12 protein-coding genes are annotated in these 14,589 nt (G+C 45.8%); 4 read left to right on the top strand and 8 right to left on the bottom strand.

Features of this window, described 5'->3' with window-relative positions; all coding sequences use genetic code 11:
* Nucleotides 1–6: 6 nt before the first annotated feature.
* The gene (locus BIW15_RS11815) at nt 7–960 is read right to left on the bottom strand and encodes an endonuclease/exonuclease/phosphatase family protein (protein ID WP_025510714.1); all 954 of its coding nucleotides are present in this window, start codon (nt 958–960) and stop codon (nt 7–9) included.
* Nucleotides 961–1,186: 226 nt separating this feature from the next.
* Between BIW15_RS11815 and BIW15_RS11805 the strand changes: the two genes are divergently transcribed.
* Nucleotides 1,187–1,726: an RNA-binding S4 domain-containing protein gene (locus BIW15_RS11805; protein WP_005478472.1), complete on the top strand. Its 540-nt coding sequence runs from the start codon at nt 1,187–1,189 to the stop codon at nt 1,724–1,726.
* Between the two features lie 126 nt (nt 1,727–1,852).
* Here BIW15_RS11805 and BIW15_RS11800 read toward each other — a convergent pair whose 3' ends face one another.
* The 7 genes from BIW15_RS11800 to BIW15_RS11770 all read right to left on the bottom strand — a co-directional run bounded on the left by BIW15_RS11800 (nt 1,853) and on the right by BIW15_RS11770 (nt 9,328).
* Nucleotides 1,853–2,671, bottom strand: a complete 819-nt coding sequence (locus BIW15_RS11800; protein ID WP_005479128.1) for an EAL domain-containing protein — start codon at nt 2,669–2,671, stop codon at nt 1,853–1,855.
* Nucleotides 2,672–2,763: 92 nt separating this feature from the next.
* Entirely contained in the window at nt 2,764–3,684 is a 921-nt protein-coding gene (locus BIW15_RS11795; RefSeq protein WP_020842085.1) for an amino acid ABC transporter permease, read from the bottom strand.
* Nucleotides 3,685–3,765: 81 nt separating this feature from the next.
* Entirely contained in the window at nt 3,766–4,584 is an 819-nt protein-coding gene (locus tag BIW15_RS11790; RefSeq protein WP_025559766.1) for a transporter substrate-binding domain-containing protein, read from the bottom strand.
* A gap of 9 nt (nt 4,585–4,593) precedes the next feature.
* A complete protein-coding gene (locus BIW15_RS11785) occupies nt 4,594–5,391 on the bottom strand; it encodes an amino acid ABC transporter permease (RefSeq protein ID WP_025787640.1) in 798 nt (265 codons plus the stop codon).
* A complete protein-coding gene (locus BIW15_RS11780; RefSeq protein WP_020835258.1) occupies nt 5,391–6,125 on the bottom strand; it encodes an amino acid ABC transporter ATP-binding protein in 735 nt (244 codons plus the stop codon). The genes BIW15_RS11785 and BIW15_RS11780 overlap by 1 nt, the downstream gene beginning before the upstream one ends.
* Nucleotides 6,126–6,334: 209 nt before the next feature.
* Entirely contained in the window at nt 6,335–7,813 is a 1,479-nt protein-coding gene (gene pyk / locus BIW15_RS11775; protein WP_005454220.1) for a pyruvate kinase, read from the bottom strand.
* A 135-nt stretch (nt 7,814–7,948) separates the two neighbouring features.
* Nucleotides 7,949–9,328 (bottom strand): MFS transporter, encoded by a 1,380-nt coding sequence (locus BIW15_RS11770; RefSeq protein ID WP_005397635.1) that lies wholly within the window; start codon nt 9,326–9,328, stop codon nt 7,949–7,951.
* 287 nt (nt 9,329–9,615) lie between these two features.
* On the opposite strand from BIW15_RS11770, the gene BIW15_RS11765 reads away from it, so the two are divergent.
* The 3 genes from BIW15_RS11765 to BIW15_RS11755 are packed head-to-tail and all read left to right on the top strand — an operon-like array spanning nt 9,616 to nt 14,514.
* The gene (locus BIW15_RS11765) at nt 9,616–10,902 is read left to right on the top strand and encodes an ABC transporter substrate-binding protein (RefSeq protein ID WP_021454501.1); all 1,287 of its coding nucleotides are present in this window, start codon (nt 9,616–9,618) and stop codon (nt 10,900–10,902) included.
* Nucleotides 10,902–13,256, top strand: coding sequence for an ATP-binding protein (locus BIW15_RS11760; RefSeq protein ID WP_179115279.1), 2,355 nt, complete (start codon nt 10,902–10,904; stop codon nt 13,254–13,256). The genes BIW15_RS11765 and BIW15_RS11760 overlap by 1 nt, the downstream gene beginning before the upstream one ends.
* A complete protein-coding gene (locus BIW15_RS11755) occupies nt 13,246–14,514 on the top strand; it encodes a sigma-54 dependent transcriptional regulator (protein WP_042762442.1) in 1,269 nt (422 codons plus the stop codon). The genes BIW15_RS11760 and BIW15_RS11755 overlap by 11 nt, the downstream gene beginning before the upstream one ends.
* Nucleotides 14,515–14,589: the final 75 nt, after the last annotated feature.

Raw genomic sequence — 14,589 nt, 5'->3', positions numbered from 1 at the left:
CAACACTTACAATTTCACTTCGACCGTCAGCGACACAAACGCGTGATCGCTGGCGTTTTTGTCTTTCTCATAGGATGGGTTAATCAGGTGTTGTTCTAACACTTGATAATCAATCACTTCCGCTACCGATATATCCGAATGTGTATCAAACTCTTGAGAAAGCAGGATGTAATCCAGCACATTCCCCGTAGAAAAGTGGTAGTGAGTCGCAGGGCGCACTTCAAGAGACGAGCCCGTTTGCAGATGCCAGCCATCCTTTAGTTGCAATTCGGTGACGCTGTCACTAAATGTTTCGGTAAGCACGTTGTTAACGCTTTCTTTTGAGATGGGCTGGTTCATATCACCCATTAACACGGTCGGTATAGGATGTGCTCGATATTGTGCCTGCATTGCGTCTCGCAACATGGCTGCTTCCCAACCGCGTTGCTGTGTAGACAACCAACGAGCCATTACGCGACTTGATGGTTCTGGCGTTTCGGTATCCGCAGGGCGTTGAGATTTGAGGTGAGTGACATATATGGCAATGTGACCAAGGACTGGGTGAACGACTTGCGCATAAATCGGCTTGCGACTGAAATCGGGTGCTTCATTTACCCCAAATGGCGTGAGTGAGTTTGAATCGAACTCTACGCGTTTTACATCCTCAATAGGAAAGCGAGACGCAATCGCGACGACGGGGCGAGAATAAATATACTCGTCTTCTATTTTTGGGGTATCGACCGTTGCGAAATACGGAAAGCCAAGTGACAAAAAGTACGCGCGGGTCTCTTCGATACTGAACACCTCTTGCAGACCGATAATGTCCGGTTCGAGCTTTTCTAATTGGTTTTGCGTCCAAGCAAGTTTGTCTCGCCACTGCTCTTGGGAATAAATATTCTCGAAGTCGTAGTAGGCGTTCGGCGGTGCGACAAAATTAAACAAGTTAGCCGTAACAAAGGTAATTCTGCTTGGTTGAGACAAAGTATTCGCTCTTTTTAACAATAACCTGGAGAGTATATACCTTCGGATTATGGAATTGCAGCCACGTTTGAAGTTGGCATTGACGTAACAGCTTGCGAATGGTCAGTCAAATAGGTCAAGACGTGCTCAAAAGCCACAAAGAACCTGCGATAGAGCATTGGCTGAGGTTTCTATTTTGGGGCATTGCGTTTAAACTTCAGAGCATCAAATATGAAGAGTAAATAACATGACCCAAGATTACGACCACGAAGAGTATTTAGAAGGCGACGAGATTGAAATCGAAGCGATCGGCATTGATGTTGATGCGCATCCTATCGAACTGTATAAGCTTTTTAAAATCGCAAACTTGGTCAGTGGTGGTGGCGAAGCAAAACATATCATCGAAGAAGGTTATGTCGCGGTGAATGGCGAGCTAGAAACACGTAAACGCCGTAAAATGTACGATGGTGACTTTTTTGAGTTTAACCAAGAATACTATGTGGTGGTTTGTGACGCGCCAGTGACAGAACCAGAAACGGCAGAGCAAAAAGCGGAAAAGAAAGCGAAGAAAGAAGCGCAATCTACTCGTAAAGAGAAGTCTCGCCAAAGTAAGCCGCCTAAAGCGAAAGGCACAGGACCTAAATCAACGGGTCGTAAAGCGGCACATAAAGAGCGCAAAGCACAAAAAGAAGCGTTGACTCAATCTGCTAAGAAAGGCAAGAAAGAAGACAAACCACAAGCAACGCGTGACCCTAAGAGTGGACGTAACTCTATCGACTTCTTCTAAGCTATAGAATCTTATAAGCGATTGAATCTTAGCGTTCAAACCCATACATACCAAAAGCGCCGACATGTGTTCGGCGCTTTTTTGTTGGGATAGTTTGTGTGGCTTATGCGGCATGACGAGATAAGCTTAATGCACCGTGCATTGGCAGGTTGCGTATTCTGTCCAGTGATGAATTGCACTTGGTTTACCGAGATAAAACCCTTGATAATAATCGAGTTCCAGTTGACGCATGGCTTGCAGCTGGTTGTTCTCTTCAACCCCTTCGATAATCACTTTGGCCCCCATGGTTGCCGCTAGATCTACCGCACTTCGAATGGAAAAGGTATCACCAGCGCAATAATCGAGTAGATAAGAGCGATCAATTTTAATTATGTCAGGACAAAGCTGCTGAACTCGGGCAATGTCGGAATGTTGCGCGCCAAAATCATCGATGGCAAAGATAAAGCCATTCGCTCTCATTAACTGTACGGCTTTAATCAGTAAATCAGTATCACCGCAGGATTCTTCTACAACCTCAAACACCACATCAGACGGGGTCATACCCAAATCGGCAAGACGTTTGTAAAGCAATCCGTTGTCTTTAAAGCCCATGTCTTTGGTGAGCGTGAGTAGAGTTTGAGGCATAACATTGAGAAAGAGCTTAATCGGCGTTCCGGCAAAGTGACGAGCGAAGTTTCTGATGTGCATGGCTCGGGATAAAAATTCAACACATAAGCGAAAGTAAGGGTCGATACTTGCGTTGGAGAGAAAAATGTCTGGGCGAATTTGAACGCCGTCTGCGCCATGAATACGAAGGAGGGCTTCCATTCCAATAACGCGTTGGTGCTTATCAAAAATTGGCTGATAAACACTGTGAAAAGTGAATTGGTTGATGACTACGTAATATTCCCCAAGACCGTCCTGTCTTATGTACTGTTCGTAGTCAGACTGTTTCTTTAACTCCATGAAAAACGCCGAGAATTTAGCATTGAGTCAATGTAACAGGATGCAGTTCCAATTTGAAGAATCAAATGTGTCTAATTGCATGTGCTATTGAGTTAATTTGAAATAGATTCCGATTTTTTCTCAATATATCGAAAAATGAGTGACAGACCGAAACAAATCAAGAAGTAAGAAAAGCCTACAATCAGCCAAATTTCAAAGATATATCCTGATGAGTTTGCCATCTCTGTCCCAACGAAAGTCATTTCTTGTATAGAAATTAGCGAAACGATGGAGGTGTCTTTCACCAAAGAGATGGTTTGACCGGCAAGTGCAGGTGTTATTGCTTTAAGCACCTGTGGCGCGATAACGAATCGGTACTTCACCCATCGAGACAAGCCCAATGAATCCGCCGCTTCCCACTGACCTTGGTCGATGCTTTGTAAACCTGCGCGCACAACTTCTGCTATGTAGGCAGAAGAAAGTAAGCCGACGCATAACACACCAGAGGCAAGATTTTCCCAAAGGTTAGAAGGTCCAAAAAGAAAGCTTTGTAGCGCATTTGGTTCACCGTTGTAGTTTCGTAGAAGATCTTCCAAACCGAGTAACGGGATCAATTGGTTAGAAATGAAAAAGTAGAAAATAAAAACAAAAACCAACGGTGGGATGTTTCTTACCAACTGAATAAACGCGTTGGCAGGTGTGCGCAACCAGACGGAGCGAGAGAAACGCGCTAAGCCCAACAAAGTGCCAAGCACTAATGCGAAGCTGATGCCCCAAATACTGAGCCTTAACGTCGAAATCAAACCTTGGAAGAAGTAGGGCAAACCACCGTCAGATCTTGGTGTAAAAAGTAGTTCAAACGCCTCTTTCCACTGCCACAAATAATGCACACCAACGCTGGAACGATGGTACAGCCAAACACCACAAATACCACAGATAATAAGCAGTACCCAATCGAGCGTGTTGAACCGAACTAGAAAGGAACCTGTGTTGGCCTTGGTGGGTGCTGTGCGAGTGGTGGTTTGTTCGCCCAAAAATTTAACTCCGATAGTTGATGGAAAAGTAAAATAGATGATTCAAAAGTATAGGCTCGCGAAGACCACGAGCCATTTAGATTACTGGCCTTGCGCGACTTGGTCTTGCCAATCTAATGTCGAGAACCAGTATTCATAACGCTGTTTTAACCATCCATCTTGGGTTCTTTCTTCAATCCATTTATTGAAAAAGGCTTTTTTATCTTCCTCCCCTAAGCGAACCGCAAAGGCTTCGTTACCTTTTGATAGTCGCTCAGAGAATGGAAGGAATAGCTTGTCGCTGTGTTTCACTGTCTCATGTTCTGGTTTTGGGCTAGAAGCAATAACCGCATGGGCGTTACCATTCAGTACCTCTTGGAACGCTTGCGCGTCGTCATCAAATTGCAGAATCTTCGCTTTCGGGAAGGTTTCTCTGGCTACTTGAACGGTGAATGCGCCGCGACGAGCCGCAATTTTTACGCGTCGTGAGTCAAAGTCCGAAAACTCGCTAAAACCAGAAGCCAGTTCTTTATTTGCTGCCACTTGAACTCCAGAGTGTGAATAGGGTTTAGTAAACAACACGCTTTTGGAACGCTCGGGCGTGACCGACATGCCACCGATAATCACGTCGAACTTTTTCGCCAGTAGTGCGGGAATAATGCCATCCCATGCAGTCGGTACAAATTCCACTTTCAAACCTGAATCTTGTGCTAAGCGTTTGGCAACATCGATTTCAAAACCGATTAACTCACCTTGCTTGTTGCGCATCGCCCAAGGTACAAATGTTGACATACCAACGCGCAAAGTGCCTCGTTCTTTGATTTGATCTACATTGGGAGTGGCAACGTCTTCTTTCGCGATTGTAGGCATAGCGATGGCTAGCCCTAATAATGCAGTAATGGTCGCTTTGAATAACTTCATGTTATCTCCTTATAATTTGCGCCAACTGGCTCCGAGTTTGTGTTCTAGCCATGCAGACAAGCCAGAAAGTGATAGAGTGAGAGCAAGATAAATTGCTGCCACGGTAAACCAAATTTCAAACGGCATCGCCGTCTCAGAGACGATGTTGCGTGCCTGTGTTGTTAAATCAAAAATCGCCATCACGCTTACAATGGAAGAGTTTTTGATCAAAGAAACCACTTCATTGGTCAATGGCGGTAATGTGCGCTGTAAAACCTGGGGCAAAATTACGTCTTTGTAAGTGTAAAACGGTGATAACCCGAGTGTTTGTGCTGCTTCGAATTGCCCTTTAGGAATACTGTTTAAACCTGCGCGGAATATTTCCGCAGTGTAGGCACCTTGGAAAAGGGACAATGCCAAAACGGCGGTGTTGAATCGGTCCAAACCAATCACGGGGCCAAACACGAAGTAGAGTAAATAGATTTGCACCAACAACGGCGTGTTACGTATTACCTCGACATAAGTGGTGCCAATAACATTGCCGACTTTCGAATCGCTAAGCCTTAGTAACGCGGTGACCAACCCCAACACTAAGGTGAAGAATAGACTAATAGTCGAGATGTTAAGCGTGACCAATAGCCCATCGATAAGTTCTGCTGGCCACCATTCGCCATCTTCATAAAAAGCGATGTAATCAGGTACGCGTTCCCATTGCCATTGATAGCCCATAGCATCGGCACCAGAATCCAACACCCACACAATCGCGATGAAGAGTAGCGTCATTTGCAGTAAAGCTTGAAACACAGGTTTGATTACGCGAACTATCATCAGTAACTTAAAATTTGGTTCAAAAATGCTTGGGTTCGTGGATGCTGTGGTGTTTCAAATAAGGCGATCGGTGAGTTCATTTCCACGATTTGGCCTTCATCCATAAATACCACGCGGTTCGCTACTTTTTTGGCAAATCCCATTTCGTGCGTGACGCAAATCATCGTCATTCCGCTTTGTGCCAGTTCAACCATGACATCCAACACTTCGTTGATCATTTCCGGATCAAGCGCCGAAGTCGGTTCGTCAAAAAGGAGTAAGTCCGGTTCCATACATAAGGAACGGGCAATCGCGACGCGCTGCTGCTGACCGCCGGAAAGCTGGATGGGGTATTTGCTCGCTTGTTCTTCAATATTGACGCGCTTGAGGTAATGTCGTGCGCGTTTTTCAGCTTCTTGTTTTGACAATTTGAGTGTGCGAATCGGCGCTAAGGTAAGGTTTTCCAGTACAGTCAAATGAGGAAAAAGGTGGAAGTGCTGGAACACCATGCCGATTTTACCGGGCTTGAGAGATTTTGCATGAGAAGGCTGGTCGAACACATGAAGTTGGCCTTCTTGAATCGATTCAAGATGGTTGATGCAACGAATGAGCGTTGATTTTCCTGAACCAGAAGGGCCACACACCACGACGATCTCGCCAGAATGTACGGAGAAGTTGATATCTTTTAGAGCGTGGTAATCGCCATACCACTTGTTTACGTTGCTAAATTCGACGACGGGAGTGTTCTCTTTCAAAGGGGCACGCTTTTAGGGATAACAATCGCTCTACAATAACAAGTTGTGAATGCGATTTCATTAAGTTAACGCTCATATTCCAAGAGTCAGCGAATGGTTGGTTATATCGTGCGCAATAAAAAGGACCTGCCATTTGGCAGGTCAAGTCCCTGTGGAGCAAGTTATGGGGGAGAAATTCAAGGTCGAGCTTGAATAAGGGGGAGGTAAACCTAAGCTGCGATTTCTTCCGCTGGCTTCATGTGAGATGACACATTCAAGCTCAGCAAGCGACACGCGTTGATTTCACCCATGCCTTCGATGGAATCGAGCTGGGTCATCAAAATGGAGGAAATATGTGCTTCGTTGGCCTTTTGACGTAAGCATTCCACTAATTGTGGCGCGAGATCAACGTGGCTTTCTGCTGCTTTGAAATACAAAGGTTCAACACCGCGTAGAATGGTCATTTGTGCAAGTAAAGCTGGGTTGTCGCTCAGAGCCCAAATCTTAGTTTTACTTTGGCAGCGAGACATCAACAGGGGTGTTTCACCATGTTGGGTTAAAATCGCAACGCCAAGGTCTTGATGAACGCGAGAAGCCGAAATCATTGATGAAAGCGCGAAACTTTTGCCTGGGTTAGAACATAAGTGTTGCAGAGTATCCCAGCAGTCATGGTTGCATTCCAGCTCGTGCTCTGCACCTTGTGCGATGCGAACCATGGCTTCGACCGCTTCGATTGGGTATTTGCCCGCCGCCGATTCCGCCGACAGCATCACGGCGTCTGTTCCGTCGATAATCGCGTTTGCCACGTCTAACACTTCAGCTCGAGTTGGGAGAGGATTCTCGATCATCGATTCCAACATCTGGGTCGCGGTAATGACCGGCTTACCCCAATGTTTAGAACGATTGATCAATGATTTTTGCACCATTGGCAGTCGTGCGTCGCCAATCTCTACGCCTAAATCGCCGCGAGCGACCATAATGATGTCAGATGCTTTAATGACATCATCCATCGCTTCTTTGGTTTCAACCACTTCTGCGCGTTCTACCTTCGCGACAATCTTGGCGTGACAACCTGCTTTTTGCGCCAAGCTGCGAGCGTATTCGATATCTTGTGCATTGCGCGGGAAAGAAATTGCAAGGAAGTCGGCTCGAAGTTTAGCTGCGGTGTCGATGTCTTGAATGTCTTTCGCGGTAAGAGCCGGAGCGGAAAGACCGCCACCTAACAAGTTAATGCCTTTACGGTTAGACAATTTACCGCTGTTCAATACTGTGGTTTTAATCCACTGCTCGTCACGGTGTACTTGGCTTACTTTTAGCTGAATGCGGCCATCATCTAGCAGCAGAATATCGCCTTCGTTCACGTCTTGAATCAGCTCTGGGTAATCAAGCCCAACCATTTCTTGGGTTCCAGATTGTGCGTCAAGTGTGCCGCTCAGGGTGAATACGTCGCCTTGATTGAGTAGAACTGCGCCATTTTCGAAGCAAGAAATACGAATCTTAGGGCCTTGTAAATCGACTAACACACCAACATAAGTGTCGAGTTCAGCCGCAATTTCACGAACTAAATTCGCGCGGGCAATGTGTTCTTGCGCCGTTCCGTGAGAAAAATTGAGTCTGACTACGTTCGCGCCTGCTCGAATCAACTTAGTTAGTGTTTCGCGGCTTTCACTTGCTGGGCCTAGCGTAGCCACAATTTTGGTTTTACACATTTGTCACCTCAATCGACACTTAAAAAGGAAAATAGAAATAGGGGGGGATTTTCTATCAATCTCGTAAGCACTCTTTGCAAAAGAACTTATGACATTGAGGAAGTAAGCGGGAGTCGCCTCCCGCTTTAGTCAGGATTAGTGACTAGGGCGAGCTTCTAGCTCTTTTTCTTCAACTGGGTCGATATCAACCACTTTCTTCGCATTCCAAACTGTTAGAGCAAGAAGTAGAGAAATCACACCAGCAGCCAGCCAGAAATATTGCGCTTGAGAGAAGTCGTATTTAGTTACGCCATCAACCTCTGTGATTTTGATTAGAGAAGCTGACGCTAACTCTTGACCAGAAGCGGCGATGTAAGAGAACAGGCCGATGAAGCCTTTCACTGCGCCAACTGCGTTCTTAGGCATCAAGTCACAAGCAGTTAGACCTGCAAGGAACACAACCAGACCACCGATAGCGAAACCGATCATACCTAGTGCTACTGCGTCAACGATGCGGTTATCTGGGCCGAAGAACATCAAGCACATACCACCGATGTTCGCCAATCCGTAAAGTAGAGTCGGGATATGGCGGTTAGAGTTGAACACCTTGTCAGAAATGATGCCTGATAGGATTGCGCCTGCTAGACCCGCGATAGGGTATGTAGACATTGCGAAGCCAGCGTCAATCAGTGAGTAACCTTTTGCTTCTTGTAGGTAAAGCACTGCCCAAGAAGACATCGCGTAGCGAGAGATGTACATCGCTGCACACGCTGCTGCAATTAGCCAAACGGTTGGTTGCTTCAGGATGAACATTTGAGCGCGACGAGTTGCTTGCGGATCGTTCTTTTTCTTGATCTCAGGTTCTTCGTCGAATGCTGTTGCTGAATCTGGCAAACCGTAAGTTTGTGGACGGTCTTTTAGGATGAAGAACATACAAATCGCTGCTGCAATCGCTGCAATACCCGCACCGATGAAACCTGCGCGCCAACCGAAGTAGCTCACTAGAGACGCCGTTAGGATCCAAGTGATACCTTCACCGATGTTACGTGAGCCACCCCAGATAGAGTAACGGCTACCACGTTGTTTTGGTGAGAACCATTGGAACAGAGACACACAAGACGGTGCTGAACCAACAGATTGGAACCAACCGTTTAGACCCCAAAGCAGAACAAAGAAGAATGCCGTGGTGTTCAAACCCATGAATACTGCGGTGATACCAGACAGTAGTAGAGAGAACGACATAAATCGGCCAATGTTGGCATAGTCAGAAAGGAAGCCGTTCGAGAACTTACCAAAAGCGTAAGTGAAGAAGAAAGCCGAACCCATGATACCGAGTTCTTCGATGGTTACGATGCCTGCATCCAGCATTGGTTTTTTAACAACACCTAAACTCATACGAACTACGTAGAAGACGGCGTAACCGAAAACCAAGCCTAAAAATACATGCCATTGGTAGCGTTTGAAACGCGCTTGCATTTCCTCTTTCGAGCCATCTGAAAGAGGGAGGTCAGGGCGTGTTTTAAAGAAATTAAACATCTTGCACTCCAAGTTTTAATCACAAATGTTTTGTTGCAGGGCTATCTTGAAGTGACAGATTGCACAGTACAAAGGCATGAATTTGAGACAGAATTGACCCATATTGATATTTAGGTTGAGTCAAAAACGGGAATTTAGAACGTTAGGCTGACACTTGTTACTGATAGAATATGCTTAGTTCTGGTTGAAGTGCGTCAATAGTGACTCAAACATACTCTGTAAGATTTTTTGACAATCTTTCATAGATTTGAGTTACCGCACACTATTTAAGGTTTTTGGTTAATTTGATGGCTGATTTCAAGCAATTTGGGCGTCGTTTACTTCTTGGTGCGGCGCTTTATGCACCACTCACAATGGCAGCAGAAAAAGAGTTGGTGATACTCACGACCTTCTCTCAAGCACCAATCACTGCTTTGGTGGATGACTTTACGCAGCACTATCCTGATGCTGAAGTCCGAGTGGTTCACCGACGCACTCAATCAAGCCTGCAATTGCTCAGCAAAAGTTACATGAAGGATATCGACTTGGTGTTGAGCTCGTCACCGTTTCTGATGCAAGAGCTGTCTAATGAACATCGTTTGGCTGATATGTCGTCGCGTGTGCAAGTGCCGAAATGGTTGTCGCCTTATCTATTACCTAATAACGATCAAGTCGTGGCGTTTGGATACTCCGGCGCCGGGATTGTTTGGAACAAAGATTATTTGGCCGCGAACCATTTACCAGAACCGAAGCGTTTTCAAGATCTGACCAACCCACTGTACTTTGGTCACGTCACCATGAGCACGCCAAGCCGATCTGGAACCACGCAATTGATGGTCGAGAGTGTGCTTAGTCAATATGGTTGGCAAGAGGGCTGGCGGATTTTACTCAATGTGGGAGCGAACCTCGCGACGATCTCTTCTCGCAGTTTTGGAGTGGCGGATTACATCGCCAAAGGTAAGTTTGGTATTGGGCCGACGATCGACAGCTACGCACTGATTGCGCAACGCAAGTTCGACTACGTTGGCTTTGCTTATGACCAAGACTTTACGCTGATGCCTACCTATATTGCACAAATCAATCGGGGTAAGAGTGATAAGTTGGCAGAGTCCTTTATTGCTCATTTGCTTTCGAAAGAAGTACAAGAGCAGATGGAAAGCAGCACCTTCTCCAAAACAGCGCTTGACGATACGGCTCGATACGGTGGAGAAAATCCCGTTCTCGACCTAGAACAGGTAATGCCACGTGAAGCGTTAATCAACTTGATTTTTGATACCGCGATCACCAAGCGCTTACCGGAGCTTCAAGATGCTTGGCTCTCGCTCATTAAATTGAATCGACTTGCCGACGGAAAACCAGAGAAACAACGTTCGCTACAAGCCATTGAAAAACAACTGTTTGAATTGCCACTGAGCAAAGCGCAAGTAACCGAAATTGCGCAAAAGCTGTCGACCATGGATAAAGATTCCGAAGTTGGCATGACGCACTACCAAGCGTTATTGGCAGAGTTTTCCCATGAATTGGGGCGTGCGATGTCGGAAAAATTGGACAACGTAAATCAGCAATTGGCTCAATGGCGAGGGAAAGAGAAGTAGTGTTATACCCGAAATACAAAACCATCGGTGCACGCTTAATTGCCGCTTTTGCTTGCAGCACGCTCTTGCTTACCGTGGTGTGTTTGGTCGCTTGGGCGACATGGAACAGCTTGGATAATCAGGTGCGCCTTTTGTTGGAAGATAGCGTGCCTAAATATAACGCCAGCTATTTTCTCGAAAGTAAAACCAGTGAAATTAACCGCCGCGTAGAAGCGCTGCAAGCGGTAGACAACAAAGTACAGCTGACTGAACAAGCCATGCAGGTCAACGAGCAATTGGCTTCGATTTCGACCGTTCTGAAAAGCAATAAGATGAGCTCGGAGTTTTATCAATTGCTCGAATCGGAAGCTGGCCTTGCCTCGCTACTGGAAAAGTACGTGGATATGATTTCAACTCGCATCGATCAAACTCGCCGCGTCGACCAACTGATGGAGCAGATTAACTGGCTTCACCAAGATATTCGCTCTGAGCTCAAACCGGTTCGACAAGAAGTGCATTGGCAGATTGAGCGGGTAAACGATTCGAAAGAAATTCAAAACTTGCTGGTGCAATTGAGTACTTTGCAACGGGTCATCGATATTGAATCGGCGGTGTACGACATGGCGATTGATGTTGCTGGCGCATCAATGCCGGAGCAGGTCGACAATGGGATGAAGGTGATTCACTTTCGCTTGATGGATCTGCAAGAAAGCAGCACAACCTTAATGAATCAGCCAACCTCAATCGCTTACAAACAGTTATTGCAAGAACTTGTGGTTGTGTTGAGTCCAGAAGGCGCGTTCGATAAACAATTGATGTCATTAGTGACGCTGAACGGCGATATTCAGAAAATACAAGAGCAAATCTCGCTCAGCATGGAAGCCATTCATCAACAAATCGGTGAACTGGTTTCTACTGCGGACCAAACGTTCAAACAGGTGAAGAGTGAAACCGCCGAGCGCGTGTCTTACGGCAACCACGTTTTGATCGTCTGCTTTAGTTTGTCGATCATGACGAGCATGTTCTTGACGTATTACTTCATCAACCGCCGCATTGTGGCACGTTTGATAGGGTTAGGTGACAGTATTGATGCCATCATCAAAAACGACCTGAGCCATCCGGTTGTGGTGGACGGCAATGATGAGATCGGACGCTTGAGTGAAAAGCTCATCGAGTACGGTGAAAAGGTACAGGAAATTCAGCGGACTAACGCTTTGAGCCTAATCAACAATACTACGGCGAGTTTGATTACCAGTGACCTCAATGGCGTAGTGGAATCAGCAAACTTAAGCGCGCGTAAGTTGTTGAAACTTGGTGAGGTTAACGAAAGTTATCCGATTTGGGAGTACTTCCCAGAGAGCTGTCGAGATCAACTGAAAAAGGTATTCGATGGTTCTCATTTGTGGATTGAACTCGGCAAAATTCATGTGACATTGTCACTTGGGGACGAGAAACCAAAGTATGTGCGTTTCGATATTCGTCCTTTCGCTCATGGTGCTGAATACAAATTGATCATGACCATTACGGATGTCACTCATCAAGAAATGACCACGCGTACCTTGGAAAGTCGGGTGTTAGAAAAGACGCAAGATTTGCTACTGAAAAACCAACAGTTAGAAAACGAAATCGAAGAACGTATTCGCACCGAAGACAATCTCAAAAAGACGCAAGATGAGTTGATTCAAGCTGCAAAAATGGCGGTTGTAGGGCAAACCATGACCAGTTTGGCGCATGAGCTTAACCAGCCATTAAACGCAATGTCGACGTATTTATACAGCGCGAGAATGTTCCTCGAACAGGAATCTCCAGAAAAGGTTGGTGAATCCATTACCCACATCGAAGGTTTGGCGACTCGGATGAGTAAGATCATCAACAGTTTGCGCCAATTCGCTCGCAAGCCAGAAGGTGAAAGAGAAGTGAAGTCTGTAAGTGTTCATGAGGTGGCGGAGCAAGCATCCACCATTGTGAACACGCGAGCGAAGCGTCAACAGATCATCATAGAAAACCAGTTACCTGATGATGTAAAAGTGCAAGGCGACATGTTGGCGCTAGAACAGGTCTTCATTAACGTCTTAGTAAACAGTTGTGATGCGTTGATGGAAAGCACAAGGGACGAACAAAAACGGATTCAAATGGCGCTGGTGGAACGAACCAGCCAAACCACACTGATTGCAATCAGTGACAACGGCATTGGGTTTGGTGAAGAGATTGTGCAGCGGATTTTTCAGCCTTTTGTTTCGACAAAAGAAGTTGGTCTAGGGCTGGGGATGAATATTTGTAAGTCATTAATAGAAAAGCATAAAGGAAGTATCTACCTCGCTTCCTCATTAGAAAAAGGTGCGATGGTTGTGTTGGAGTTACCTAATGAGCAATAACCCATATTCAGTATTATTGGTCGATGATGATCAGGATGTTTTGGACTCTTATTCGTACTTGATGAACATATCATCAATCAAGTCAAAAGCCATTAACGACCCAACACAAGCGCTGCAATATGTCTCTCCAGAGTGGGCGGGCGTTGTTATTCTCGATATGTACATGCCGCAAATGCATGGATTAGAACTGCTTCGGATGATCAAAAACGTCGATGAGCGAATCCCTGTCATTGTGATCACTGGGCACGGCGATATTCCAATGGCGGTTGATGCAGTAAAGCAGGGCGCATGTGAGTTTTTAGAAAAACCGATCAATCCTGCGGAGCTTTTAACACTAGTAAAACAGCAGCTTGAAACTCGAAGCAGCCAGGTGGAATTGCAGCTACAGGCGGAGAAATCTATTTCGCGCTCATTAATTGGTAAGTCTGCGCATATGGAGCAGATCCGCAAGCTTGTTGCCCAATACGCGTTACTGGACACGCACGTGGTGGTTTATGGTGAGTCGGGCACTGGGCGTCACAGCGTCGCGGGGTTAATTAAAGACATGATGTCTAAGAGTGAAGAAACGGAGTATGGTTCTTTTGCTCTCAGTGCAACCACAACAATGGATAGCATTGATGATGCCATCGACAAACAGCAGTCGTGTTTACTTGTGTTAGAGAACTTACCTGAACTACCTGAAGAGGGACAACGGCATCTGGCTCAATTATTACTGGCGCGAGAACGTTGTGGGAAAAAGAATCTGCGTGTTGTAACGATTTTTGACTCAGAACCGGAAACGTACATCACCAAAAATCAATTGCTGCCGGAACTGTACTATCTACTCAACCAAGGCGTGGTTCACGTACCGCCATTGCGTCAGCGCCCTGACGACATCGTGACGATATTTCATTACTTCTTAAAACTGAGTTGTAAGAAATTAGGCAAAACATTGCCAAATGTCGACTCTAGCTATCTCGCGCTACTGAGAGGTTATCCGTGGCCGGGCAACATCCGTGAGCTAAGAAACATCGCTGAGTTATACGCAATCGGAATTGTTAAATTAACGGGTAAAGAGCGCATCTACTCACAAAATGAGATTCAGCTTCCATTGGATGATTTGGTGGACGATTTTGAAAAGCAGCTAATAGAAGATGCGTTGTTTTTGCACTCCGGGCGAATTACGGATGCGGCAAACCATCTGCAAATACCGCGTAAAAAGCTGTATTTGAGAATGAAAAAGCACGGAATTGAAAAGGGCAATTACAAGTCGCGATAACAACAAAGCGTTTGAGGTCTGCATCAGTAAGCTCAAACGCTTTTTTCATCAAAATTCAGAGTGGCGAACACCAAT

This window comes from Vibrio sp. SALL6 (assembly GCF_002002385.1).
GTDB lineage: Bacteria > Pseudomonadota > Gammaproteobacteria > Enterobacterales > Vibrionaceae > Vibrio > Vibrio parahaemolyticus.
The sequence above is the reverse complement of the archived record's forward strand: the minus strand, read 5'-3'. Positions and strand labels throughout refer to the sequence as shown.

What these genes read in the sequence shown, in the direction of transcription:
- BIW15_RS11785 (WP_025787640.1), bottom strand. Translation starts at nt 5,391, where the DNA reads ATGATAGTTCGCGTAATCAAACCTGTGTTTCAAGCTTTACTGCAAATG.
- BIW15_RS11765 (WP_021454501.1), top strand. Translation starts at nt 9,616, where the DNA reads ATGGCTGATTTCAAGCAATTTGGGCGTCGTTTACTTCTTGGTGCGGCG.
- BIW15_RS11800 (WP_005479128.1), bottom strand. Translation starts at nt 2,671, where the DNA reads ATGGAGTTAAAGAAACAGTCTGACTACGAACAGTACATAAGACAGGAC.
- BIW15_RS11755 (WP_042762442.1), top strand. Translation starts at nt 13,246, where the DNA reads ATGAGCAATAACCCATATTCAGTATTATTGGTCGATGATGATCAGGAT.
- BIW15_RS11805 (WP_005478472.1), top strand. Translation starts at nt 1,187, where the DNA reads ATGACCCAAGATTACGACCACGAAGAGTATTTAGAAGGCGACGAGATT.
- BIW15_RS11770 (WP_005397635.1), bottom strand. Translation starts at nt 9,328, where the DNA reads ATGTTTAATTTCTTTAAAACACGCCCTGACCTCCCTCTTTCAGATGGC.
- pyk (WP_005454220.1), bottom strand. Translation starts at nt 7,813, where the DNA reads ATGTGTAAAACCAAAATTGTGGCTACGCTAGGCCCAGCAAGTGAAAGC.
- BIW15_RS11790 (WP_025559766.1), bottom strand. Translation starts at nt 4,584, where the DNA reads ATGAAGTTATTCAAAGCGACCATTACTGCATTATTAGGGCTAGCCATC.